This window comes from Pseudomonadota bacterium (assembly GCA_039033415.1).
GTDB lineage: Bacteria > Pseudomonadota > Gammaproteobacteria > Xanthomonadales > SZUA-38 > JANQOZ01.
In genome coordinates this window covers 64,703-88,348 of sequence record JBCCCR010000003.1, presented here as the reverse complement: position 1 = coordinate 88,348, position 23,646 = coordinate 64,703, and the positions used below count along the sequence as shown (strand labels likewise).

Genomic DNA, 23,646 nt, shown 5'->3' with positions numbered 1-23,646 from the left:
CTAATTGTGGAAGGTTCATGATCCGTTAGTTTAAGTTTGATTGAGGCAGTTCTGCTACCTCAAATTTCTGTGTCAATCACCTCCAGCTGGAGCAAATGGATGAAGATCGAGCGCCAGGTTCAGCCCGTCCTCGGCCCTGCTTCTGTCTCCGGGGTTTGTCCTGGATTCGGAAAGATAACCTGGCCTCGGCTTGCGCTGGGCGCGACTCAACGACGTGAATTCTGTTCGCCTTACGTTGGTCCCAGGGCTTGCTCTGAGCTGTTTCCGCGGTATGCGTCCGAAAAAGACCAAAAAAGGTACGAAATACCTAGCGTGACCCCTTTTCGATATCACCTGCGCTTCAGGAAATAGCTCAAACGAAGGCGAACCGCCATGAGAAGTTGGTACAACGCACCGGTAATACTGCTAGCTGGGACGCTGATAGTGGTCGGCAAAACGACTGCCGGAGGCCCGGACGAGCTATTCCTTGACGGTTTTGAAAGCCCGCCGCCGGGGACCAAAGCGTGGCAACTGCTTTATGGACGCCCAAGCGCGGGTGGTGTGGGCTCTGATAAAGATGGGTTAATCGCCCTAGATTCGGATTCGTCAGGAAACGTGTATGCGCTGCTTGATCGCCGATTCAGAGACGATAGATTGGGGCGGCCACTCATCTTGATTGAAGTCGACGCAACGGGAATGTTGGTGGACAGCCGTCAGCTTTTCTTTTCGAGCACCGTAGAACCGAAAGATCTTCGGCGCTTTGCGAACGGCGATTTCTTGATCGCCATTGATGATGAGCTCATCCGCATCGATGCATCGGGCGGACTGGTCTGGGAAAAGACCGTGAGGCGCGATCCATTTGCCTTTGGAAGAATGAACATCCGTCGCGTTCGTCTGGATGAGCAGGAAAACCTCTACGTCGCAGGCGATTTCAATCCGTCAGAGCCAGGTCCCGACCGTGCGTTTCTAGCCAAGTTGGATTCGAACGGCGAAGGCATTTGGCTTCGATCGTGGAATGTCGATACCTTTGAGGAGCGCGTGAGGTTGTCTGTTTCGGGCAACGGCAATGCCTGGGTGACTTCACGAGCTCCCGAAGAGTCAGACTTTGACCGCGCCTACTCAGTTTACGGCTTCGATGCGTCGGGCAACCCGTTGGGCCAGGCGTCATTTACCCACCCTGGGAACCTCAATATTCGAATTCGTCATATGGACACGGTCGCGAGCGATGCTGGGAGTCTTGTCGTTGGAATCTACGCGCCTCGTGTTGATGGCGAGTTTCAGGCGTTTGTGTTCCAAGCGGAGATGGACAACCTGGGTGCGATTTCGAGCGTCCAGCAAGCAGGGTGGGTGATCGACTCTTTCATTCAAGGTGTCACCCGGGTATCAGACCCCGTCAGAACCACCGACGGCAGGATTGCCGCCGTCATTGGAGCCGACGACAGCTATGCGGTGCTGCGCATTGGCCCTTCCGATTCATCGGATCGGTTTCTTTTCGCGATTCAGCGCGGCGATGGCACCAGCCCCTACATCGACGACGACGATCATCCGGTCTTTGTGGTCCCGGGAGAAAACGGAACCCTGCGCGTCGGCGGCACTTCCGAAGTACCTGAGACCGTATCGCCCCTCGCATTACCAGTCGCTTCCATTCGAGCTGATATTGCTGGGGCCGCTACCAATGAAACGATATTTTCAGACATATTGGTCATTGAAGACGGTGCGGAGAGTTTCAGCGTTAGCGACGATACCCTGGGCGTTTCGGACGACCCTGAGGAAGGCGACGAAGACACGCTGTTGTTCAGTATTTCCAGTGACTAGCTGGCGATAGGCTAGTCACACGGACACACGAACGAGTGGATCGGAACTGATTTTCTAGGCTCGCTGAGGCAGTTATCCGGTAGGATTGCGTACGAAATGTGTACGCCCTATGCGAATTCTTCTTCTTCGACATGCCAAATCCTCCTGGGACCACCCGGGACTTCGCGATCATGACCGCCCGCTCGCCGGTCGGGGCGAGCGCGCAGCCCCTGCGATGGGCGCGCACTTTGCTAGTTCCGATCTACGTATCGACCGGGTCATCAGCTCTACCGCCGAACGAGCGATAGCCACGGCCCGCCTTTTTTGCGAGTCTTTCGATCAACAGACCCCACTGACCAGCCACGCCGGCCTCTACCACGCCGACGAACTAACGCTTTTGTCCATAGCCATCGAAGGGGCGCACGGGGACGAAGGCGGCAGAGTCATGCTGGTCGGGCACAATCCTGGGATGCACGACCTTGCCCTCTTGCTCTGTTGCGAAGGCGATCCGGATGATGTCGCACGGATGCACGCTAAGTTCCCAACCGGCGCACTGGCGGAATTCGATCTGCCTCTACAGCAAATGGTGGGGCGCCAATCAGTAACGCAGCTACAGGCCCAATTGCCAGCAGGGCGACTGGTGCGGTTTATCCGACCCAAGGATTTGCCGGGCGCAAAGGAACTGAGGGTTTAGCGTGCCTCTGCGATCGTTACTGGGCGAAACTGCTCGAAGCTTGGAATCCGGCTTTACCTATGGACTGCGGCGCAGAGAACGGTCGCCGCATGTCGTGGTGTTGACGACTTCGCGCTCTGGTAGCACCTGGCTCTGTGACCTGTTGACGCGCTCACTGAAATGCCACCCGATCCGGGAAGACGTCAGGCCGGAACACGTTAAGGCCTTTCTCGATGGACAGCGAGATTTTGGCCGGTTTATTGAGCCCCTCGACCAGGCGTTGAACCGCGACGCATGGGTGCCTCGAATCGGAACCAAGCTGATCTGGGACTCGATGCTTCACGTCGAAAAGGCGTTGTCAGAAGAGCAGAAAACCCGTTTGGCGAATCTGTTCCAGGCAAAGAACCCCGTACTCATCCGGCTTCAAAGGACCGATCGAGCGTCGCAGGCCGTCTCTCGTTACCTGGCGATTCAGTCGGGAGTCTGGCATCGGTTTAATCACAGGTCGGCGGATCGCAAAGTCGCGGTGTTGCCGCCTTCCGAGCATGGCGACCCAGAATCCGCTGGTGAGTCGGACGCGCTAACGTATCGTTATGAAGCGGTCCTTCCTCACTACCAGACCCTGGTCCGGGCCGAGAATCACCTGGATGGATTTCTGCGGGATATGCAGCTTCCCTGCCTCGATGTCAGCTACGAGGCGCTCCGGGAAAACCCGGAGCATCAACTGCTAAACCTGCTTGGAGCGCTCTATGGGCGCCGCACGGCGGACAAGGCGCTCGGCTTGTGGGCACTCCGCGCGGTTGGTGCCACGCGATTCGTCTCTACGTCCCGATCCGCCAGCGTGGCCTGGTCCGACCAGTTTCGCCGAGACATTGGTGATAAAGCGGGCCTTGAATCTGAAATTTTGGGGTCAGAGTAAAAGGGGAAGAGATGAGAGGCCGAAGCGGTCTCGTCTCCACCCCGAAATCATGCCCTGGTTTTGAGTGGGAGCGCTTACCCACTGGAAGCGCTCCATGTCGCAGCGATTGATGCAGACCCCTACGCGCCGTTGCAACGACGCGAGGCCGGCATCTTAGGCGGCCGGATCGTACGGCAGTGAAGAGTGATGCAGCACGATGCGGAGAGTGCCAGCGGCGTCTTTCTTGTAGCCCCAGCTCTTGTCTACTTTGGTGATATTGCCGTCCTTGTCGGTAAACGTCACCCAACCCATCCACATGGCCACGTCGCCCTGGATGAAGCTCGCTGAGGTTTCGGACACAACGGTGCGCCACCCCTTAATCCCGAATCCACCGTCAAGAGGATACTGGTCGTTGTGGCCGACAAAATAGGACAGCGCACCTTCTCGAGTGGGTCGGAAGGTCTTTTCTCCGCTCGCCAGCGTCGGCTTGAACAGAACCGGGCCCATCTCGTAGGCGTAGGCTGCATCAAGCGCGCCGTTGGCAACTTCTGTTGCGGCGTCGATACCACCATCCTCGTAAGCTTTTGATACCGCAACGAGGGCATCGCCCCAGATTTTTCGGGCGTCAGCCAGTTCTTGTTCGGTGATGGCGGCGTTAGAGCCAGTATCGCTGATCATTCGTGATCTCCGTTCTTGGAAAGGTAAAGAAACATTCGATTCGACTCGCCAGGCCCAGGGCTGGTTTATGCGTTTCGAATGATGTGAAAGCCTGGGGTGTTGAGGACGTCTCGACACCCCAGGAGTCAATTTTTTTCACCGCGCGCCACCATGGCCACAAGCTGTCCGATCGAGCAGTGTTTCTCAATGGGATGTCGCAGCGGGAACTCCTGCCGAATCTCATAATGGTTGCGCCGGCCGTTGCGATGGCGTGTGAGCGCTCCCTCGTTCTCAAGGTCGCTGACGATGCGGTGCGCCGCGCGCTCGGTGATACCCACTCGCTCGGCCACCTCACGCATCGTTGCGTCGGGATTTGCGGCGAGGCTCAACAGCACATGTGCGTGATTAGTAAGAAAGGTCCAGCCAGCGTTCATGTGAAAAGCCTAACACCATTGCGAACGAATGTCATGAATGGTATAACATGACCGTGAATGCATGACTAATAATTCCGGTATCTGCTGACAGCATACGAGGGTGAAAACCAGATCTCATGGCAACAACGACAGACGCGGGTTCAAATGATGCGAGCGACGTGGCCAACGCCACCGCAAACGACGATGGCTTACGCTACACCGGACGATTCGCCGGTGGTTTGACGGACGATTTAAAACGTCGCCTTGTCTGGTACGTCGATGACTTTCGCCAGGGAATGCACAGCAAGGTTCTCGGCTCGACCCTGTTTCTGTACTTCGCATGTCTGGCAAATGCCATTGCGTTTGGTGCGTTGACCGGTTTCCTAACCGACGGACAGATCGGCACGACCGAAATGATGATCGCCACCGCCGCGGGTGGTGTGGCCTTCGCGCTGCTTTCCGGCCAACCGCTGACAATTCTTGGCGGCACCGGCCCCATCGTGATTTTTACCGCGCTGCTTTATCAGACGACGGGGGATCTGGGGCTCGAATTTCTGCCCACCTATGCCTGGGTCGGCGTCTGGTCCGGCCTTCTGCTAATGCTTTTAGCCGTGATCGACGCTAGCGCGTTGATGCGGTTTTTTACTCGCTTCACCGATGAAATTTTCGCGGCGCTGATCGCCGTGATTTTTATTGTCGAAGCGGTCACCGACATTTCGGCGGGCTTCACCGACCCAGACACCCCCTATGACGCTGCCCTGCTCGGCCTTGTGCTCGCGATCGGCACGTTTGTGGTGGCGCGCACGCTGCAGTGGTTCCGTAACTCGTCCTATCTGCGGTGGTGGGTTCGGGACTTTCTCGCTGATTTTGGTCCGGCCATCTCTATCGTGGTGATGACGATCATCGCCATCCTGATGAACGAGGTGCCACGCAGTCACGCTGAAGTTCCGGAAACGCTGGGAACGACAACTGGACGGCCGTGGATGGTGGACATGTTTGCGGTGCCGACCTGGATCTGGTTTGCGTCGATCGTGCCGGCTATTTTGGCGGTTGTGCTGCTCTTTCTCGACCAGAACATCACCACGCGTCTGGTCAATGCCAAACATCACAAGCTCAAGAAAGGCAGTGGTTATCACCTCGATCTTTTCATCGTGGGGCTGATCGTACTGGTCTGTTCGCTTTTCGGTCTGCCCTGGATCGTCGCCGCAACCGTGCACTCGCTGAACCACGTTCGCAGTCTGGCGACCCACCGCGTTGTGGACACCGGCGGGCAAGTTCGCGAAGAAATTGTGTCGGTTCGCGAAAATCGGATGTCGCCGCTGCTAGTGCACGCCCTGATCGGTGCATCGCTGCTGTTCCTGCCGCTTGTGGCAACTATCCCGATGTCGGTGCTGTTTGGCCTGTTCCTGTTTATGGGATTCGCCACCCTTGCCGGAAACGAGTTCTTTGAGCGAGTCAAAATGTGGGCAATGGATCCGCGGCTTTACCCCACATCGCACCATTTCATCGGAAAGGTCCCGATGAAGGTTGTACATGCCTTCACCGCCATTCAGGTGGTTTGTCTTGCGGCTCTGTGGGTTCTGAAGTCGAGCCCGTTGGGCCTGCTGTTTCCGGTGCTGATTGCGATGCTGGTGCCCATCCGCCGCTCGTTGCCGAAGTTCTTCGACCGCGAACACCTGGCGGCTCTGGATGAGGAAGAAGATGCTGAGGTCTTTGAGGAGACCGGTGGTGGACGCCTCGGTCCGTGAGGTCTTAAATTAAAATTCGCGCTTGGTCAGTGCCGGTGATTTGTCCCGGCACAGGACCAGTGCGTCGCTACTACTCAGTCCTTCTAGCCAAGAGGCTCTGCGCACGGAGTCAATTTCCGTTTCTGGCTCATCAATTCCGTTGCCCCGTCTAAGGGCGCGGAATTGTCGTTCTTGTCTGAGCGCTTCCAGCGCTCGTTTTTTGGCCAAAACCTCATCGGTAGCAGAGACGTAGCGATTGCTGTAGGCGCCGGCAAATCGGTCACCATCAGCCGAATCAATCAATGGCCCTTTGACAAGGATACGCACAGCGTAGGTGGCCACAGAGATACGGTCCCTCCTGGAAGGTCTTACGCGCATTATTGTTGGCTGGAGGACCGGCTGCAACTGGTCAAGGCATGGTTGGTTGGCAACACAACACCGAAACAACACTTGTGCCTAGACGAACCCATCGCAGGAACCCATGGGGGGGACGGAACCAATTTCCGAGTCCAACTCGATCTGACGCCTGGTCCTGACCCCGGGATACTGACCCCGGGCTATTGCAGGGTCTCCACATCGCGGCAGACGAAATGTGATGGAACTCTGGTTTGTCAACGCAAAACCAGAGCCCAATGGTCCGTGCCAAGTCACCTAGCTGGTTATGCATCTAACGCCACCGCCAAAAATCTGCGGCGCTTGTGCCGTTGTTGGGGCAGGGTCTTATTGCCCTCCCTTTCGCAGGCCCCAAGACGCCTATCGCCGCAGCTGAAAACGTGCAAAATTTCCTCTATCAAGGCAAACGTGGAAGAAATGCGGCGGAGCCGGACCCTGCAGTTTGGCCCCATGATCCATTATGTCCCGTTGTTATTATTCAGGTCGGCTCGTGACACTGAGTGACCGAGCAAATCGAGTGAGAAGGAACGGTATGGGTATTGCGACCAGCGAAAACAGGCCAAACCAATAGACGAAACCAAGAAAACTACCGCCGATAAATGCCACCACAAGACTGGCTAAGAGCAATACGTATCCTGTAGCACGCAATCCGATTCTTTGGTGGCCGGCCAAAGACTTTTGCATCAGAACCAGGAAGTGCTTTTCGAGCGACAAACAAAGGCAGATACAGCCTGCAAAGATCAGCGGGACTGACACAAGCAACTTCATTCTGCAGGGTCTAGGATCGGCTGCTGGTTTGCAGGTCTTTTCTCGGGTTGGACATCTTCTTGATGCGCAGCGCTTCGACGCGCCGCAAGCAAGAACAGGGCCGCGGTTGCAAACATCGTCAGATCAAAACCTGCCATCATCCAGTCGCCGGCCCAAAGACTCTTACCCAGGTGCCTGTCAGTGGTGAACGCATTGATGAGGGGGATCGCGGCATAAGAAAAGCATGCGACCCACATCAGTTCTGGCCAAATACGCGTCCGAGGGCGGATCGCTGCTATAACGAAAGTCAGCGCCCATGCGGCGAACATCGCATCCGCCTCAAGACTTGCACGGTTCTCCATTGCAACCGGGATGAGGCGGTTGGCGAGGAAGTAGCCGGCAACTCCAATCGGCAGGCCTATGATGGTAGCTACGTTCATGCGCTCGACAAAAACCACGCCATTGCCGAGTTCGGGTGCTGCGTTCGCCGCTTTTGTATCGCCAGTTTTCTTCGAAAAGCGCTTGAGCTTCGATTCGTATGCCTGTCTTCTTTTGCTTACCCATAAAACCGCGCCGGAGGCTATCATAGCTGCACCTGCCAAACCTGACAGAAAATAAAGCCAACGCAAGGCAATTGGCGAGAAGCGTCCTTCGTGTAGGCTTAGCACAACATTCCGTACATCTCCCGAAACGCTACCCAGTTTTTCTCGCGAAGGGTCGCTCAACAACTCGCCGGTCGTTGCACTGTAGGTTTCTTTGGCCGTCGGTTTGCCATCCAAACCTAGAGAGGACTGTATCGTCACGGTTGCACTCTCATCGTTGGGATGAACGAGTGAGAGGTAGGAAACGCGTTGACCCGGATAACGGTTGCGGAAATCTGAAAGCAACGACGGCAGGGGCACCATGTTTGTTTTTACACCTGTCGGTTGCGAGGAGACAGAACCTGAAACCCCCAGGGTTTCCGCCACAACAAGATCGTAGAGTTTCTTGTTCTTGGGGGACAGTCTTGTCTGGGGCGAGCTGAATGCACTCAAGGCGTTTTCTACATCAAAGCCGAGCGTTGCGGCCGGCCCGTAGGCAACCAAAGGCATAATCGAACCGACGAAAAAAAGCATGCCGCTGTAAGTGATCATCAGCTGGAATGGCAGGGTCATGACGGAAAAGATATTGTGAACATCGAGCCAGCTGCGCTGACCCTTTGCAGGGCGGAAAGTGAAGAAATCTCTAAAGATTTTCTTATGGATAACGATGCCCGAGATCAATGCGACAAACATCAGGATGGTGCATATGATCACAAGTTTCTTAGCAAGAGTCAGCGGCAGATAATGCAGAATATAGTGCATCCGGTAGATCCGATCGCCGCCGCCCGTATCCCGAACCTCGTCACCATAAGTGACGCCGGAAATCGGGTCGTAATCGAGGCTGCCCTGATTACTCTCGCGCAGCGCACGCTGCTCGTCTGGAGTTAGCGTCTGCAATTCCTCCGGTGCTAGCGTTCTGTACCAACGCATGTGCGCCGTCTCTTTGCGCCCGCTTGGAAAACTGACCGTCCATTTCGATGCTCCGGCCGCATTTTGGTTTAGATATTTGACCGCATGTTCGATCGTGATTGCGTCGTCGACCGTCCCGCCCACATGCACAACCTCTGGCGTCATCCAATTGTTCACTTCAAATCGGAAGTAGCCGACTGATCCTGTGATAAAGACGAAATAGAGCACCCAGATTGGCAATAAGCTCGACCAAGTATGGAGGATGCTCATCACCTGCCGAAAGCCGTTGGCCTCACCTTGGGCCGCCGCCGGGCGCACTTCAGGTGTATTGGCCACATTAACCGCCCAATGATTCTCGGACATGGGCTGGCAAAAGCAGGTAAATAAGACCTGCACCAAGCAGGCTGGGCACCAGCATGACGGTCCATGCGCGAGTCGCCGACCGGGCATAGAAGACCCACATGCCCGCGAGGGGATAAATCAGAAGGCTCAGCAAGACGGCTCCAAGCGCGGCGTTGCCTCCCGACGCCAATAAGTCGCGATTGACGGAGTCAGTCTCAAGATAAAGAAGGTCAGTATTGACGAAGACAAAGTACAGTAGCAACGAGATAACGTTAGTGAAGACATAGGCTCCGAGCACCGCAGCCATGACGCGTGAAAACACAGGATAGAAATAAAATCGCTTGAGGATCTGACTCATTGTCATCGCAGATTTCTGCCCACAACTCTAGCCGATGCCTGCTGGCTAAAATCTTGTCTCAATGGTTACCCCAAAGGTTTGCGGCTGACGTATGTCGAATTGAAATTCGTTCAGCAGCTGACCAGGATTAACTGCTGCGTTCTGCCCGCCGATATTGATACGGTCCGGTGATCCTTCATTGAACACATTGGTGCCGTAAACCGTGACCGTAACCTTATCCGAAAAACTGTAACCTACCTGCGCGTTCACGATGGTGGCGGCATCCGTTTTTTCAGTAAAGCCATCGCCCAGATCGTCGGCCTCGAGGTTGAATATGTCGGAGAAATAAGTTCCCTGATAATTGAGGTTTACCCCGGCAAAAAAGCCGCTTTGCAGCCGATAATTCGCACCCAAGTTGAAGGACAGGTTCGGCGAGCGATCCAGGTCGTTCCCAGCCAGGTCAAGGAATTCGTTTTCAGGCGAATTAGGATCGTCCTCCTGAACGACAAAATCATCTATGTTTGTTTCAAGCAGGCCCAGGCTGGCTGTCAATTCAAGCTCCGGCGTGGCTCTAAACGTGCCGGACAACTCAAGCCCGTAAAGCGATGTGGCTGCCGCATTTGCAATTATGAGAAAACCAGCATCGTCCGTTAGACCTATCTGCTGGTCTTCGTATTCACTGTAGAAAACGGTCCCGTTTACGATCAGTCGCTGGTCAAGCCACTGGGTGCGCCAGCCGGCCTCAAAGGTGTCTAGGAATTCAGGGTCATAGCTGCGCACTTCGAGCAAATCGATAGCATCAAAGGATTGGGAGAGATAGGTACCCCCTGCTCGATAGCCTCGCCGGTAGCCGGCAAAGACCGAAGCATCCGCCGTGACGTGGTAGGTTGCGGCTGCACTTGGGAGCAGCACGCCGAAACTATTGGATTGCAGAGGCTCGGTTTCCGGCACAAGCGCATCTTCGCCAAACGTACAGGGAACCGTGACTAGGTCAGGGGTTGGCAGACCTACGACAAATCCGGGTGCGGTGGCCTCGCAGCTTGCGGGTTCGGTCGTAACTGATGTTTCCGGGCGTTCAAAGGTACGGCGTTCGTCGTCGTAGCGCACTGCAAAATCTAACGTCCACTTATCGCTTGTTTCATAGCGCCAAGATGTGAATAACGCGAAGTTCTCTACATCGGTCAAATTTTGGACGTCAGTTCGATAGACGCTGTCTACTGGATCGATCAAAAAAGGTACGAGTTCGCTAATGACCAGTGTTGCCGATCTGTTGGTGTTGCTGTCGTCATTGAAATAGTACCCACCGAGCACACCGGTCAGCGCGCCGAAATCAAATGCCAATCGGGCCTCCGCAGAATAGGTCACGTTTTCCGTGCCAACCCGCACAAATTCGGTATCGGGTTGGTTCAACTCACGCTGTTTGCCAACGGTGACATTGTCAGCGTCTTCATACGTGCCCAAGAACTTTAGCGTTACGCTGTCGCTGAACCCGTATGTGATATCCGCGATCGCCTTAATCGATTCAAAGTCGCTTGTGATCTTTCTCTCGTCAAATGTTGTTCGCGCCTGTGGATCGAAACCCAAGTCACCGGCCTGTGAACGTACCTCCGGAACATCACCGTTAAGCCGGTCGTTGTGTTCAACTGTCAGCAGAGCGCTAAGTCCGCTCATGGCTTTGGGCTCAATCAAAAAGCGCCCACGAACAGTCAAAGCCTCGCGGGAATCGAACGGGTCTTCTGAGAATTGATCGTCGATGAATCCGTCGGTTTCCTGATAGTCGGCGCTGATTCGAAAGGCGAGTTGATCAGGGATGATCGGCCCTGAGACCGCGCCCGCGGTTTGCAATGTGCCAAATTCAGCAAATCGCGCGCGGGATGCGTATTCCCAATCATAGGTCGGCTTTTTTGACTGGAGAACAACTGCGCCGGCGATGGAATTTCGGCCCTGAACATTCGATTGCGATCCACGCAAGACTTCAAGCTGCTCAATGTCCCACGCGGTTGACGAGCCGAACCTTAAGGCCTCATTAGATAAGGGCACGCCGTCTTGAAATATGTTAACAGCTAAGCCCGTGCCCGCACCGTTTGTGCCATTACGGTTAACGCCACGAATATTGATGGTCGTGAGGTCGCCACGAATCAGCGATACATTTGGCGTGCGTTCTAATGCATCGGCAATGTCGAAAAGGTTCTCCCTGCTGAAACGTTCCGCTGTGAAAACTTCTACCGATTCAATGGTGCTCTGAGCGTCGACCGTGTTTTTAGTGCCATATACTAAGATCTCATCTAATCGGAGCGGCACCGCAACCGTTTCGGGAGGTGGAGTTACCCTTTTGCGGCCCGGTGCCTTGCTAGAGGAATCATCGCGACGAATGACGTAGGTGCCATCGGTCGTTCTAACTGCCTTGAGCTCTGATCCGAACAGTAGTGCGTCTATTGCTGCCTCCGGAGTGAACCGACCAACCAGCGCAGACGCGACTATATCTCCGGTTACACTGTCCGAGGCGACGATACGGAGCCCCGACTGACGTCCTAACTCGATTAAGGATTCGGCAAGAGAGCTTGCTGGGATCGACAAATCTATTTCGCGAGCTAATACCTCAGAGACCGCAACCTGCGAAAAGACGGACACCGTGCAAGTAGTGGACAGTGCGATTGTGAGTGCCAGGGTACGGAACCCGGCTCTTGTCAGCGTCTTCATTCATACCCCTTTTAGGTCGCGAGGGGCGCATTGCCCGTCAGCGCGACTAAGAATCATTCGTGGTAAAGAAGTAAGACGCCTTGCAGACGATTTGGTGAAAAGTTTTTTCTGATCGTAGGGCTACTAGGAAATGGCGATCAGGAAAACCCGTTTTACCCCTCGTATGGTCTCGTAATCAGGAAGGTTCCGTCGCTCAAGCGACTCACTCGTATAGGAACGACCGTTTCAAGCGTATTCAACAAACCCTCCGTGTCACCTGCGTCCAGAATAAGGCTGACGGAAAGGTCAGACAGTGAGGCGTCCATAATTTCTATGGTGCCGCTATAGTAACGATCGGCATCGCTTATGATTTCACTCAGGGGAGCCCGTACATAGGCCAGTTCCCCGCCCCGCCAGGCACCGACTGCGTCGATCGCAACAGTTTCTACTGACAATAATGCGCCTCCAACACTCTTAACACGCTGACCTTGGGTCAGACGGACGTCAGCCTCCTTGCTGGTTTGGGATCGGGACGCCACATCGACGATGCCTTCCACCACGGCGACGTCAACAGAGGCGCCCGCTCGTGACACTTCAAACGCTGTGCCTACCGCGGTAATGTTGAGGGCAGCACTAGAAACGGTAAACGGCCGCTTTGGATTCGATGCCACATCGAAAAAGACTTCACCTCTGTCGAGTGAGACGGTGCGGCGGCTATCGGTGTAAGTGACGCCGACTGTAGTTTCCGCACCAAGCGCCAGCAAAGTCCCATCCTCTAACATAACCTCTTTTATTTCGGCGACCTGCGTATTGTAGAGCGTAACTCCAGGCTTGATCTGGGCAGCACCCACTAGCCAAACAACCACGACCAAAGCGGCAGCGCTCGCTCCACCCCATGCCCAGGGTCGACGCCATCCTTGAGCCTTTTTGGATTGAATCAGCGCTGGATCTGGTGCGGGTGTAACTGGTGGCTGGATACCAAACCATTCGGGCGAACACTGCGAACGTGGAAGCTGTGCCAGCTTCTGCCAGGTCAGGTCGGCCAGTTCATAAGCTTCTCGATGTGCGTCGTCTCTTTGCAGCCAGAGTTCGAGTTTTTGGTGATCGACCTCGCTACAATTGTCGATCGAGCATCGAACAAGCCATTCCATCGCCTCATCGACAAGCTCTTCGGGTAAGCTGGATTTCGTCTCGTCTCTCACGTTCACATCCGCTGAGTGGCTTTTCGGAGCTCTTTCAACGCCAGTAAAAGGCGTTTCGATACGGCGGGACGCGAGATACCGAGACGCTTGCTGATGTCTAGGAGCGATAAGCCTTCTACCCGACTCATTAGAAACACCACTCGGCGTTTCTCAGGCATACTTTCCAAAGCATTGATGACCGCGGATAGCTCTTTATTAGCAAGTAAGACGCCTTCGGGGTCACGACCGTTACCTGAATCTGAGTAGAAAACGTCGGCCACGTTGATTGCATGCCGCTCTCGAACTGACATCGACCGCTGCTCGGACGACAGTATGTTCTGTGCGACCCTCCACAGAAAGGCATGAGGATTAGCGATTTTTTCTGGACAATCTAGGCTTGCAAGCCTCTCAAATGAAGCCTGCACAATGTCTCTCGGATCCGGAGGGCCACTTCCGATCAGGCTTCTTAGATAGCCCAATAAGTTGCCCGAATGCCGTTGATAGAGCGCATCGATCCATTGGAGTGGATCGGTGGACCTCTCAGACTGGCCCGTAGCTAGGGTATTCGACTGTTTGAAGGAAGAGCCTTGCTCTGAGAAGACTGGCTGGTCCCCTAAGGGTTCCGCAGTGGACTCAAGTCTGCGACGCAGCTTACCGTCACTTCCCATCACAGAAACCCAGTGGCGGACAAGTGAGCCGATGCAAGCCGGAGCCGAAAAAGCGCATGAAGAGTGACCGCCTAAATCCAAGTGCTTCTCATTTACGGTAACGCATTTTGCTGCCTTTGTGTGCGGATTGCCCGTCAAAAGATAGGCGAAGGCGCCTGACCGATAGATAAAAAGGTTGCTCGATTCGATTCTCGCAATCTAGTTTTGGTCAAATAACTATTGCAGTTTTGGTTGGCGCAATGGAAACACGCCGTAGGGGTTGTGGTGAGGGAAAGCGTGCTGCATCCGCGATAGAAGCGGAAAACACTATCATGCCCGAATGAGATTTGGGTCGTGAGGCGTTATCGAAACGGCTTGGGTTGTTGCTCTTGATATGCCTCCCACTGGGACACTTCCAATGGCGCGGTTGCGCAATCGCGTAGCTCAAGCGGACGCGCCACGTGACTGCGTTCCAGGTTCACAATCATCGAGTGTCCATTGGGATCGTCATTGTTCGGTGGTTCCCCAAACGGGACGGTCGCCGCTGTACGCGCTGAGAGACAGAGTTCGAGCTCCTGGCCAGTGGTTGCGTCCAGGCGAATCTGCCCATTTTTGATGTAGCGAAACGTCTGCCGATTCGAGTTTTGATTACATTCGACAAAATGCAGCAGAGACCCTGCTGCGACGTTGTCAGCTTCCATACACAACGCGGGCTCGACCAGCGTCGATTTTATGGGCGAAGCTTGGGTTCCATCGAAAAGGAGGATCATGTCCCGGACATCGCCGGGTTTGCATGTGTGCACCCAGGCCGGACGATCCAGCATCAGACGGAACGGGGGGCCGGGCAGGTCAATGCATAAGCCATCGGGTTCATCGAGCTTTCCAACCAGGCTGATTCGACCCTCGTACCCGCCGGCAACAGCCGCAGAGCCCGAAATCGCCAGCATGCATACCAGCGTCACACCCTTGATGCTAGTGTTCATGGTCGGCCCCGGCGTTTCTAGGATTGATTCCGATAGCGCCCCCGACTTTTTTCAGACCGGGCATATTCATTAGCGGCCCGGGTCCACCGACCTCAATGAAGGTCGTGTCCTCAAGCGCCTCAAATTCGTGCGCCAGGTATGCTGGAACAATGAAAATATCACCAGGGCCGATCGTGAAGGAGCTATCTCCGCCGACCACCTTCAGTTTGCCGGTCAGGATGTAGAAAACTTCTTCGTCCGGATGGTTGTGGTCCGGGCTTTTGGTTCCGGCCGGCATCTCCAGGTACTGCAGTCGTACCGTATCGGTGATGATGCCGCGAATGCCAATAGCGCGCTCGGCATCGAACGTGCATCCTTCGGGCATCATGTTGCCCTCACTGGTTCGGATACAGCCGTTGTCCAGCTGAAAAGGGTTCAGCTTTCCCATGTTCAGCACCCGTGCTTCGGCCTCTTTCACCTGGCCGTAGAGACTCGGCGCCGCGAGCAGCAGTGCAGCACCGAGCGGAACGATCCAACGCTTCAAGCTGCTAGGTGACGATGCGCGATTGGCCGCAGAATTTGCTGTACGTGTATTCATCGGAGTCAGTCCTGTGCGATTGTTGTCTACCACGGCAATTCCTTACCCTTATCGCCATAAAAAGCGCCGCTATTTTCCAGCGAAAACTCATCAATGATCCGGATCATGCCGGCGACCGAATCTTTAGCCGATGGCAGTTTGGACATGTCGGTTCCGGGCGGTTGGAACTCCGTGGCTGTCCTCGGCGGGGTCACTAGGCCAACAATCACCTCATCTGCGCGAAAATCCTCCGAAAGGTTGTGGTAGGCCATATTCAGCGCCGCTTTTGAGACGCGGTAGATGTAGATTCCGCCGTCGGTGTTTGTGATTGAAGACATGTTGGAAGAAACCGCGATGATCTTTTTTTGCCGGCTGGCCTTGATGTGGGGCATAAATGCCTCCGCCATCTTGATGGGGCCGTAGGTGTTTACGGCGATGGCGAGATTGAAGAGCTCGTAATCAATCCGGCCAAACTCGTTTCTGGATTTGGCTCCGGACACTCCGGCGTTGTTGACCAGAATATCGATCGGGCTACCCCGATATTGCTCAGCGATTTCCTCGATTCGCGCGTGATCGGTCACGTCGAGTTGAATAACGGTAACGTCCGGATCGTCTGCCGCGAGCGCATTGAGATCTTCAGCGCGTTCTGGCGAGCGGGCGGTGGCAATCACGCGATACCCCAACGCCGCATACTGGCGTGCAAACTCAAGCCCCATGCCGCGATTCGCCCCCGTGATCAGTACCGTGTACGGGTCACTATGGTTGTCGGCCCGGAGTCCTTCCGGTGCCGCGAGCAGAATTAGCGCAGCGATGCAAAGCAGGTTTCGAAGCAATGGCATGGTTATTCCCCCATTTTCTCGGTGGCAGAAATCTGGCCGAGCATCGGGCCTGGACCTCCAAATTCGAGCAGCGATGAGTCGACCAGCGCTTCAAATTCATGGTCGACAAAGGCGGGCACCTTGAGCACGTCGCCCGGTTCAAGTTCAAAGACCTGATCGCCGGCGATCACACGGAACTTGCCGGTCAGGATGTAAAACATCTCCTCGTCGGCATGGTTGTGGTGGGGGCTCTTGACGCCCGCGGGAAAGTCGAGCCGATGCAGGCGCGACGTATCGCCGATGATGGTCCTGGCGGTCAGGCTCTTTTCCGGGTCAAGGTTGCAATCCGCTGGCATGGTCTTGTTGCCAACCTGGATGCACTGGTCCTGCACCTTGACCGCGGGTGCATCCATCAATTTCATTTTGTCCGCGCGTGGTGTCGCAAGCTGGGCGATGCAGGGCGTGACGGCGAGAGCCGCCAGACCACATCCAAGGAGGGTTCGTGGCGTCATGCGTCAGCTCCAGGTTTGCTTTAGGTTGCTTTTGTCCACCGCCGCCTGCGGCTTCAGCTTGGCGAGCAACGATTTGGCGATTCCCCGCAACACCTCTTTTTTTGCCGGCGGTTCGGGCTTAACTCGCTGCGCCCGTTCGCTCGGAATGTGGCTGGGGATAATGCGCGGAAAGGCAGCGCCTCTGAGCGGACCGCCTTCGACCGATTCGTGCTTAAAGTTAATGCCCATGCGCGTGGGTGAAGGCGCGTAAATCACGTCGTCACCAACCCAGCGAAACGCTATCGCGCGGCGACGTCGCTCTCGGTGCGAGTTGCCGTAAGAGCCATGGAGTGTAAGCGGATGAAACATCAGGATGTCCCCCGGTTCCATATCCCAATCGACCAGGTCGTAGGCGTCCGGGTCGGCGTTGATGTCCGGGATGTCATCCATTTGTTCGTCGATAATCGGTTCGAAATAATCCGGCGAAATGGCTTTGAAACGCTGCGGCCAGCGATGGGAGCCTTTGACGTACATGAGACCTGAAGACTCGCGGCTGACGGGATCAACCGGCATCCACATGGAACAGATTTGCTCGCCGCGAATGGGCCAGAAAGAAAGGTCCTGGTGCCAGGGGGTTGGCGCGTCCGTGCCCGCTTCTTTGACAAACATCTGGTCATAGAAAAAGCGGACTTCTGCGCTGCCCATAAGTTCTTGCGCCCACTGCGCGAAGGGTCCGTAATAAATGGCGTCGCGAAGCTCATCGATGCGTTTCCAGAGAAACACATCCATCTCATAGCCCTGGGTGCCACGAGACATAAATTTGCCGATCATGGAGAGCTCGCTGCGACCCCTTTCGATCCCAGCCTCGACGAGTTCCAGCCAGTTTGGTTCCAGCGCGTTGCGAAGGAGAATGACGCCGTCCTCCCGGAAGCGTTCGACCTCTTCGGACGTCAACTGTCGTTTGGGTTGTGCTGCAAAGGTCATGGGTGCACCTCTCTTGTGCCCGTTCTACCTCGTTAAAACGTGCTTGTATGCATTTTTTATTGCTTTTAATTTGCGTCCAGACATAATATTAGGCGGTTTAGTGGTCCGCAGTCCAGCGGCGTCGGGCCCAAAAAAGAAGCCATCGCATTGAAGGGAGAAAGTGAATGGACATGAGTCCTGAACAGGTGCAGGCCATGCAGGCGGCACAGCAGGCAGCAGCAGACCTTAAGTCTCGCTATCGCCCCCTGGACAATGACCACCTCGACATTCTCTTCCGCGAGGCTCGCAGTCAAAACGGCTGGAAAGATGAGCCGGTCAGTGAGGCGACGCTCCGGGCGTTGTACGATCTGGTGAAAATGGGTCCCACCAGCATGAACTGCTGTCCGGCCCGCTTCGTTTTCTTATCATCTGATGACAGCAAGGCGCGCATCAAACCGTTTCTCATGGAGGGAAATGTGGACAAATCCATGGCTGCGCCGGTGCTTGCCATTGTTGCCCACGACCTGGCCTTCTATGAGCAGATGGGCAAACTGCTTCCGATCAGGGATGTTCGTCCCATGTTCGAAAACAATGCCGAACTGGCGGCGAGCACCGCCTTTCGAAACGGCACACTCCAGGGCGCCTATTTTATGCTCGCCGCTCGCTCCCTGGGGCTGGACTGTGGTCCTATGTCGGGATTCAACAATGCCGAAGTGGACAAAGAATTTTTTGCCGGAACGCAGGTCCGATCAAACTTTATTTGTGGGTTGGGTCACGGCGACCCGGGGAAGGTCTACCCACGACTGCCGCGCCTAGGGTTCGAAGAAACCTGCCAGACCCTGTGAGCCAGGGCTTATGAAAGCCATCGTCCTGCGTGTCATTCTTTTCATGCTGGGGCCGATCATCAATCGGACCAGCAAAAAGTATCCCGCCTTTCGGGAGGAAGCTCGTCGGCACGACTGCATTCTGCAGATCAAACTAAAAAACAACAGCATCGGCAGGCATTACTTCTTTAAGGACGGCCTGGTGAAGTCGGCCGCAGGCATTCACCCGTCGCCGGATGCGGCCATTGTCTTTAAGAATCTGGATATCGCAGCGCAGGGGCTGCGCCCCGATGCGGACATGGCGTTTAAAGTGCACGCCGCCAAAAACTTTCTGATGACCGTTGAAGGGTCTGATCCGATCGTCAACTGGATGCTGAAGCTGCTGCAGCGGGTCAACTACGAAGGGTTCAAGTTTGGCGAGGAGATGCCCGACGGGTGCATGCGGTATACCACCGTAACCAACGGTGGCCCGCTGCATGTGCACGTGCGCGACGGCAAGATCGTACGCATGACGCCAATCGAATTTACCGAGGACGACGCGCCGAGCTGGAAGATCCGAGCCCGGGGCAAAGAGTTCTCACCAAAGCGCCAGGCCACAATTGCTCCGCATGGGTGCTCGATGAAGAGCACGGTTTACTCAGACGGGCGCCTGTTGTACCCCATGAAGCGAGTCGACTTCGATCCCGAGGGTGAGCGAAATCCCCAGAACCGGGGAATTTCAGGATACGAGCGGATCAGCTGGGATGAAGCCCTCGACATCGTAGCGGGCGAAATCAAGCGACAGAAAAAGAAGTACGGGCCAGGCGCCATTCTTCTCCAGCACTGCTCGCATCACCAATGGGGCAATGTGGGCTACTACCTCAGCGCCATGATGCGCTTTGGCAACCTGATTGGCTATACCCGCATGGCCATGAATCCCGACAGTTGGGAGGGGTGGTACTGGGGCGCGCAGCATCATGTGGGTTTTACCCAGCGTGTCGGCACGCCATCAAGTTACGGCACGCTCGAAGATTGCCTTCAAGAGGCCGAGCAGATCGTGTTCTGGTCCAGTGATCCGGAAAGCACTAACGCCTCTTATGCTGGGTTTGAGTCGACGCCCCGGCGCCTTTGGGCCAAAGAGCTAGGTTTCGACTTTGTCCACATCGACCCGCACTACAACCCGACGGCGCAGCTGCTGGGCGGAAAATGGATACCGATCAAGCCCACAACGGACCCGGCGTTTGCCATTGCCATCATGTACGTCTGGATGACGGAGGATCTATACGACAAGGACTACGTTGCCGAACGAACCACGGGTTTTGATGAGTGGCGAGACTACGTGCTTGGCACCGACGATGGCGTTCCCAAGACGCCGGAGTGGCAAGAATCAGAAACCGGCGTTGCGGCACGGGACGTGCGGGCTCTGGCGCGCAGCTGGGCGAAGAAGAAGACCTACCTGTCCTGCGGCATGAGTGGAACCGGCTTCGGCGGCGCCTGTCGCGGTGCCACCGGCACCCAGTGGGCGCGCTGCATGATCCTGATGATGGCCATGCAGGGTTGGGGAAAGCCCGGCATCAACATGGGCGGCCTGATCGGCGGTGCGCCGGTGGACCTGCAGTTCTACTTTCCGGGCTATGCCGACGGTGGGATCTCCGGCGATCTGAACTTCACGGGCAACGCGGTCAGCAACTACCAGCGAATGCCCCACATCCTGACCGTCAACCCATGTTCCCAGCAGGTGCCCAAGCAGAAAATTCCTGAGGCCATCATCAACGGTGAAGCGGAAGGGTATCTGTGGGACGGTATGTCTCAGGAAGGCCAGTTTGTGCCGTTTCATTACCCGCTGCCGGGTTTTTCGCCGATTCATATGATCTACCGCTACGGATCTTCGGCCTTCAGCACCACTACCAACTCCGGCCGCTTCGCCAGGTCCTATCGCCACGACAGCATCGAGTTTGTCGTGAACCAGACCATCTTCATGGAAGGAGAGGCTCAGTTTGCAGACGTGATTCTGCCGGCCTGTTCCAATCTTGAACGCTGGGATATTGGCGAATGGAATAGCGCCGGTGGCTATGGTCTCCACAACACCGAGGTGCTCAATCACCGTGTCATTGCGATGCAGCACAAATGTATCGAGCCGCTGGGTGAGTCCAAATCCGATTACCAGATCTTTACCGAGATACTCGAGCGCCTCGGGATGGGAGCGATATTCACTGAGGGTTGCAGCGAGCTCGACTGGGCGAAACGAGTTTTTGATAGCTCCGACCTGCCGGCCCACATTTCCTGGAAGGAGTTTGTCAAGAAAGGCTACTTCGTCGTCCCGGGGGAAAACGAAGAAAGCCTGAGACCACCGGTTTCGATGCGCTGGTTTGCCGAAGGCCGGAAAAAAGATGTGCCTGAACCGCACCCGCTACCGTCGCAATGGGCTGAGGACTTTGGCTACGGCGTGCACACGCCCAGCGGCAAAATTGAGTTTGTGCCGACCATCCTCAAGCGCAACGAGGACAAACATCCAGAGCGCCCGGCGCTGAATCGCTACATCCCTTCCTGGGAGGGACCGCGCACCAAAGACCTCGTGGGGCGGTTCCCGATGCAGATGATTGCGACGCATAGCCGCTATAGCTTCCATACCTTTTCTGACGGTTCACCGTTTACCAACCAGATTCGCGATCATCGTACCTGCATCGACGGGCAGTACTATTGGATCGCACGCTTGAGTCCGGAAGACGCGAAGGCCCGGGGCATCAAGCAGGATGATCTGGTTAAGGTCTATAACGATCGTGGGGCGGTGATCTGTGCGGCGGACATCTCTTTCCTGGTCAAATCCGGCGTCGTGAAGAGCTACGAGTCGAGCGCAAACTACCAGGTGCTGACCGTTGAGGGCGAAGAGATCGAGGTCGGCGGCAGTCTGAATATCCTGACGCCGGACCGGCCCCAGGCACTCGGTACCCATTCCATGAGTCCCAACTCCACGCTCGTTGAAGTGGAAAAATACGCCCATGCTGATCAACTCAAGAAGCTGAGGGCGGCATGAAGAAGTGGAACCTCATCATCGACGTTGAGAAGGGGGTCGACTTCATCAACGCGGTGCTTTCGGCGAAAGATGAGTACGTTGGGAACAACCACCCGGGTTACAGCGCGCCCGTGGCGCTCGAGAGTTCGGATATTGTGACGCTGGAGCGCAAGGTGCGGGGCCAGACGCCCATGGTCGACGCCGTCAATGTCGTGCGCATGTGCAATCACTGTGACAACGCGCCCTGCCTCGAGGTGGGCGGTGAGGCGGTGAGAAAGCGCGACGACGGCATCATGATTATTGATCCTGAAAAGGCGGTGGGTCGAAAAGACATTGTGGACGCGTGCCCCCACAATGCGGTGGTCTGGAATGAGGAACTCCAGCTGCCGCAGATCTGGGTTTTTGATGCGCATCTGCTTGATCAGGGCTGGGACAAGCCGCGTTGTGTCTCGGCTTGTGCTACCGGCGGCATCGAGGCGGTCAAAATTTCCGATGAGGAGATGCAGCGCCGGGTGAGTGAAGAAGGCCTGGAAACGCTGAACCCGGAGCTGGATACACGGCCGCGGGTTTACTACCGGAATCTCTATCGCTACAACACCTGCTTCCTAAGTGGCACCGTGGTGGCATCCATAGAGGGCACGGAAGACTGCCTTGAGGGGGCCACGGCGACGCTGGTCCTAAATGGTTCCGATGCGCAGCAGACCCAGACGAGTGTGTTTGGCGAATTCAAGATCGATCGTCTGGAACCGGGACTTGGCGCCTGCGAGGTGCGGATCGAACATCCGGACTATCAGTCGATCACGATTCCCGCTGAGATCACGGACAGCGTTTACCTCGGCGTAATCCCCCTCCAAAAACGATGAAGCTGTCACGCAGGTGCGATTGATCCTCGCCTGCGCAGGTCTTGTTCTTTGCGCCCTGTTTCTGGTTGGCTGCAATATCAATGCCCCGCAGGAGGTGGAAGTTGTGGCCGTCATGCCGCCGGATGGCGCCTTCGGTCAGGCGCCGGAAACCTTGGCGGATGATGTTGCCACGCTGACCGCCGGTTCTCTCCGCCTAACCATTCTCACACCCGCTGCCGCGGCTGTTTCTGTGTCTGAGATCTTCGATCGGGTCGACGCTGGCGACCTGGACCTGGCGGTTGCCCCGCCGGCGGCCTTTGCGGTCAGCGGTGAGCCGCTATCGATCGGGCCGCTGCTGGTATCCGGCATGCCGTTCGGATTTAAGGCCCACGAGTTCCTCGCGTGGTATCTGGGGGCCGGTGGACGGGAACTGGTTCAGGAGATTTACGATCGCCGCAGTGCCCATGGCAACACGTTGCTCCTTCCGCTGGTGGTCACCAGCAGCGAACCTCCTGGCTTTTTCACCGAACCGGTTCCCGACGACCCTGACGCCTTTGATCAAAGTGGTATCACCTATCGCATCAATATGCTGGGCGCGAAGGTGATGAAGGAAGCGTTTCCCAACATCAAGCTGGTGAGCAGCCCCCCGGGTGTCGTGCCGGTCGATGATCTGTGTGAGGGCCGGATTCAAGGGGCTGAACTGGGCACGCTGTCGGTCTACCCGACGCTGTTTGTGGAGCGCTTCAGCCACGAAAAAGGCCAAAACATCGTCGAGTGCGGTTTCCGGCACCTTTACCTGTCGAGCTGGCAGCAGCTGATGCTCAGCAACTGGCTGATCGTCAATAAAACCTTCTTCGACAGCCTGGACTCGCACGAACAGCACGCCATCCGGACGGCCGCGCTGGCGCAGCTAACGCGGTCACTGTCCACTGATCTTGCCGCCGGGGCCGACGTCGCGGCGCAATTTGCCGCCGCCGGCGCTACTATTCACGGGTCTTTGCCGCCGGCAATTCTCGAGCGACTCCGCGAAGCGACGGCCGTGGTAGCGGCGCGGGAGTCGTCTGTCGATGCAGATTTTGCGGCGCTCGTCGAGAGCATGCGAACATTCGCCCGGCGCAATCATGCCGGGTTGTTATATGACGGCGTTGCGCCGGATCGACGCTTCAATCTGCTGCCGGGCTGGCAACCTGAATACGAGACGCAGACGCACTAGACAAAGT

The 23,646-nt window shown here is 56.0% G+C and carries 21 protein-coding genes; 8 read left to right on the top strand and 13 right to left on the bottom strand.

Annotation, left to right across the window (positions count from 1 at the left end):
* Positions 1–423 precede the first annotated feature (423 nt).
* From AAF358_03275 to AAF358_03265, 3 genes are all read left to right on the top strand, one after another.
* On the top strand, positions 424–1,794 hold the full coding sequence (locus tag AAF358_03275; GenBank protein ID MEM7704545.1) for a hypothetical protein: 1,371 nt from the start codon (positions 424–426) through the stop codon (positions 1,792–1,794).
* Between the two features lie 109 nt (positions 1,795–1,903).
* The gene (locus tag AAF358_03270; protein MEM7704544.1) at positions 1,904–2,467 is read left to right on the top strand and encodes a histidine phosphatase family protein; all 564 of its coding nucleotides are present in this window, start codon (positions 1,904–1,906) and stop codon (positions 2,465–2,467) included.
* Between the two features lie 142 nt (positions 2,468–2,609).
* Entirely contained in the window at positions 2,610–3,365 is a 756-nt protein-coding gene (locus AAF358_03265) for a Stf0 family sulfotransferase (protein ID MEM7704543.1), read from the top strand.
* A 153-nt stretch (positions 3,366–3,518) separates the two neighbouring features.
* Here the strand turns inward: AAF358_03265 and AAF358_03260 are convergent, their stop codons facing one another.
* On the bottom strand, positions 3,519–4,022 hold the full coding sequence (locus AAF358_03260) for a phosphoribosyl-AMP cyclohydrolase (protein ID MEM7704542.1): 504 nt from the start codon (positions 4,020–4,022) through the stop codon (positions 3,519–3,521).
* Positions 4,023–4,147: 125 nt separating this feature from the next.
* The gene (locus tag AAF358_03255) at positions 4,148–4,435 is read right to left on the bottom strand and encodes a winged helix-turn-helix domain-containing protein (protein ID MEM7704541.1); all 288 of its coding nucleotides are present in this window, start codon (positions 4,433–4,435) and stop codon (positions 4,148–4,150) included.
* A 116-nt stretch (positions 4,436–4,551) separates the two neighbouring features.
* Here AAF358_03255 and AAF358_03250 point away from each other — a divergent pair, with 116 nt between their 5' ends.
* The gene (locus tag AAF358_03250; protein MEM7704540.1) at positions 4,552–6,162 is read left to right on the top strand and encodes a sodium bicarbonate transporter family protein; all 1,611 of its coding nucleotides are present in this window, start codon (positions 4,552–4,554) and stop codon (positions 6,160–6,162) included.
* A gap of 9 nt (positions 6,163–6,171) precedes the next feature.
* Here the strand turns inward: AAF358_03250 and AAF358_03245 are convergent, their stop codons facing one another.
* The 11 genes from AAF358_03245 to AAF358_03195 form a co-directional block, all read right to left on the bottom strand.
* A complete protein-coding gene (locus AAF358_03245) occupies positions 6,172–6,483 on the bottom strand; it encodes a hypothetical protein (protein MEM7704539.1) in 312 nt (103 codons plus the stop codon).
* A gap of 815 nt (positions 6,484–7,298) precedes the next feature.
* The gene (locus AAF358_03240) at positions 7,299–9,134 is read right to left on the bottom strand and encodes a PepSY-associated TM helix domain-containing protein (GenBank protein MEM7704538.1); all 1,836 of its coding nucleotides are present in this window, start codon (positions 9,132–9,134) and stop codon (positions 7,299–7,301) included.
* Positions 9,109–9,471: a DUF3649 domain-containing protein gene (locus AAF358_03235; GenBank protein MEM7704537.1), complete on the bottom strand. Its 363-nt coding sequence runs from the start codon at positions 9,469–9,471 to the stop codon at positions 9,109–9,111. The genes AAF358_03240 and AAF358_03235 overlap by 26 nt, the downstream gene beginning before the upstream one ends.
* 45 nt (positions 9,472–9,516) lie before the next feature.
* Positions 9,517–12,150 carry a TonB-dependent receptor gene (locus AAF358_03230; protein ID MEM7704536.1) on the bottom strand — a complete coding sequence of 878 codons (2,634 nt, stop codon included), beginning with the start codon at positions 12,148–12,150 and terminating at the stop codon, positions 9,517–9,519.
* A gap of 152 nt (positions 12,151–12,302) precedes the next feature.
* Positions 12,303–13,331, bottom strand: coding sequence for a FecR domain-containing protein (locus AAF358_03225; protein ID MEM7704535.1), 1,029 nt, complete (start codon positions 13,329–13,331; stop codon positions 12,303–12,305).
* Positions 13,332–13,333: 2 nt separating this feature from the next.
* Positions 13,334–13,978 (bottom strand): sigma-70 family RNA polymerase sigma factor, encoded by a 645-nt coding sequence (locus tag AAF358_03220; protein MEM7704534.1) that lies wholly within the window; start codon positions 13,976–13,978, stop codon positions 13,334–13,336.
* A gap of 341 nt (positions 13,979–14,319) precedes the next feature.
* A complete protein-coding gene (locus AAF358_03215; GenBank protein ID MEM7704533.1) occupies positions 14,320–14,940 on the bottom strand; it encodes an RICIN domain-containing protein in 621 nt (206 codons plus the stop codon).
* Positions 14,930–15,517: a cupin domain-containing protein gene (locus AAF358_03210; protein ID MEM7704532.1), complete on the bottom strand. Its 588-nt coding sequence runs from the start codon at positions 15,515–15,517 to the stop codon at positions 14,930–14,932. The genes AAF358_03215 and AAF358_03210 overlap by 11 nt, the downstream gene beginning before the upstream one ends.
* A 26-nt stretch (positions 15,518–15,543) precedes the next feature.
* Positions 15,544–16,335 (bottom strand): SDR family oxidoreductase, encoded by a 792-nt coding sequence (locus tag AAF358_03205; protein ID MEM7704531.1) that lies wholly within the window; start codon positions 16,333–16,335, stop codon positions 15,544–15,546.
* Between the two features lie 2 nt (positions 16,336–16,337).
* Positions 16,338–16,826 (bottom strand): cupin domain-containing protein, encoded by a 489-nt coding sequence (locus AAF358_03200; protein MEM7704530.1) that lies wholly within the window; start codon positions 16,824–16,826, stop codon positions 16,338–16,340.
* A 3-nt stretch (positions 16,827–16,829) separates the two neighbouring features.
* Positions 16,830–17,789 carry a phytanoyl-CoA dioxygenase family protein gene (locus tag AAF358_03195; protein ID MEM7704529.1) on the bottom strand — a complete coding sequence of 320 codons (960 nt, stop codon included), beginning with the start codon at positions 17,787–17,789 and terminating at the stop codon, positions 16,830–16,832.
* Between the two features lie 194 nt (positions 17,790–17,983).
* Here AAF358_03195 and AAF358_03190 point away from each other — a divergent pair, with 194 nt between their 5' ends.
* Genes AAF358_03190 through AAF358_03175 form a run of 4 tightly spaced genes read left to right on the top strand, consistent with a single transcriptional unit; the run spans position 17,984 to position 23,639 of the window.
* Positions 17,984–18,613: a malonic semialdehyde reductase gene (locus tag AAF358_03190; GenBank protein ID MEM7704528.1), complete on the top strand. Its 630-nt coding sequence runs from the start codon at positions 17,984–17,986 to the stop codon at positions 18,611–18,613.
* Between the two features lie 10 nt (positions 18,614–18,623).
* Positions 18,624–21,605 (top strand): molybdopterin-dependent oxidoreductase, encoded by a 2,982-nt coding sequence (locus AAF358_03185; protein MEM7704527.1) that lies wholly within the window; start codon positions 18,624–18,626, stop codon positions 21,603–21,605.
* Entirely contained in the window at positions 21,602–22,447 is an 846-nt protein-coding gene (locus AAF358_03180; protein MEM7704526.1) for a 4Fe-4S dicluster domain-containing protein, read from the top strand. Before AAF358_03185 ends, AAF358_03180 begins: the two co-directional genes overlap by 4 nt.
* A gap of 13 nt (positions 22,448–22,460) precedes the next feature.
* Positions 22,461–23,639, top strand: coding sequence for a hypothetical protein (locus tag AAF358_03175; protein MEM7704525.1), 1,179 nt, complete (start codon positions 22,461–22,463; stop codon positions 23,637–23,639).
* The last annotated feature ends 7 nt before the right edge of the window (positions 23,640–23,646 follow it).

Bases quoted from the DNA above. Each gene is read 5' to 3' on its own strand.
- AAF358_03215 (MEM7704533.1), bottom strand. From the start codon at position 14,940: ATGAACACTAGCATCAAGGGTGTGACGCTGGTATGCATGCTGGCGATT.
- AAF358_03210 (MEM7704532.1), bottom strand. From the start codon at position 15,517: ATGAATACACGTACAGCAAATTCTGCGGCCAATCGCGCATCGTCACCT.
- AAF358_03190 (MEM7704528.1), top strand. From the start codon at position 17,984: ATGCAGGCGGCACAGCAGGCAGCAGCAGACCTTAAGTCTCGCTATCGC.
- AAF358_03240 (MEM7704538.1), bottom strand. From the start codon at position 9,134: ATGTCCGAGAATCATTGGGCGGTTAATGTGGCCAATACACCTGAAGTG.
- AAF358_03230 (MEM7704536.1), bottom strand. From the start codon at position 12,150: ATGAAGACGCTGACAAGAGCCGGGTTCCGTACCCTGGCACTCACAATC.
- AAF358_03270 (MEM7704544.1), top strand. From the start codon at position 1,904: ATGCGAATTCTTCTTCTTCGACATGCCAAATCCTCCTGGGACCACCCG.
- AAF358_03260 (MEM7704542.1), bottom strand. From the start codon at position 4,022: ATGATCAGCGATACTGGCTCTAACGCCGCCATCACCGAACAAGAACTG.
- AAF358_03250 (MEM7704540.1), top strand. From the start codon at position 4,552: ATGGCAACAACGACAGACGCGGGTTCAAATGATGCGAGCGACGTGGCC.
- AAF358_03235 (MEM7704537.1), bottom strand. From the start codon at position 9,471: ATGAGTCAGATCCTCAAGCGATTTTATTTCTATCCTGTGTTTTCACGC.
- AAF358_03255 (MEM7704541.1), bottom strand. From the start codon at position 4,435: ATGAACGCTGGCTGGACCTTTCTTACTAATCACGCACATGTGCTGTTG.
- AAF358_03180 (MEM7704526.1), top strand. From the start codon at position 21,602: ATGAAGAAGTGGAACCTCATCATCGACGTTGAGAAGGGGGTCGACTTC.
- AAF358_03200 (MEM7704530.1), bottom strand. From the start codon at position 16,826: ATGACGCCACGAACCCTCCTTGGATGTGGTCTGGCGGCTCTCGCCGTC.
- AAF358_03205 (MEM7704531.1), bottom strand. From the start codon at position 16,335: ATGCCATTGCTTCGAAACCTGCTTTGCATCGCTGCGCTAATTCTGCTC.
- AAF358_03185 (MEM7704527.1), top strand. From the start codon at position 18,624: ATGAAAGCCATCGTCCTGCGTGTCATTCTTTTCATGCTGGGGCCGATC.
- AAF358_03220 (MEM7704534.1), bottom strand. From the start codon at position 13,978: ATGGGAAGTGACGGTAAGCTGCGTCGCAGACTTGAGTCCACTGCGGAA.
- AAF358_03195 (MEM7704529.1), bottom strand. From the start codon at position 17,789: ATGACCTTTGCAGCACAACCCAAACGACAGTTGACGTCCGAAGAGGTC.